Genomic DNA, 457 nt, shown 5'->3' with positions numbered 1-457 from the left:
AATTTACATTTAGAACGATTCTTTCATTCTATGGAGGAAATAAAACTAATTCCGCCGTTTACTAAGGAGGAGTTAGTGGAAGAGTTACATCAAATGATTGAAAAAAATAAATTTCAAGAAGATGGTAATGTATATTTGCAAATATCAAGAGGTGCTCAAGCTCGTAATCATGTATATGAGTCAAATATGCAACCAACATATTTTGCAAACATTGTTTCTTTTCCAAGGCCAATCACGGCTATGGAACGAGGAATAAAAGTTACTGTAGAAGAGGATATACGCTGGAAGTTCTGTCATATAAAATCCTTAAACCTGCTACCTAATATTATGATCAAAAATAAAATAAACGAACAAGGCTATCAAGAAGCGATATTAGTACGAGATGGAATTGTAACGGAAGGGTGTCATTCAAATTTCTTTATGGTGAAAAATAATAAATTGATTACACATCCGGCTG

1 protein-coding gene is annotated in these 457 nt (G+C 32.8%); it reads left to right on the top strand.

Annotated features, from left to right (window positions below; all coding sequences use genetic code 11):
* Positions 1–457, top strand: a 457-nt coding sequence (locus MR079_RS28410) for an aminotransferase class IV (protein ID WP_242295090.1), incomplete at both ends; no start/stop codon positions are given.

This window comes from Bacillus cereus group sp. BfR-BA-01381 (assembly GCF_022663555.1).
In the GTDB taxonomy this organism is placed as follows: Bacteria; Bacillota; Bacilli; order Bacillales; family Bacillaceae_G; genus Bacillus_A; species Bacillus_A pacificus.
The sequence above is the reverse complement of the archived record's forward strand: the minus strand, read 5'-3'. Positions and strand labels throughout refer to the sequence as shown.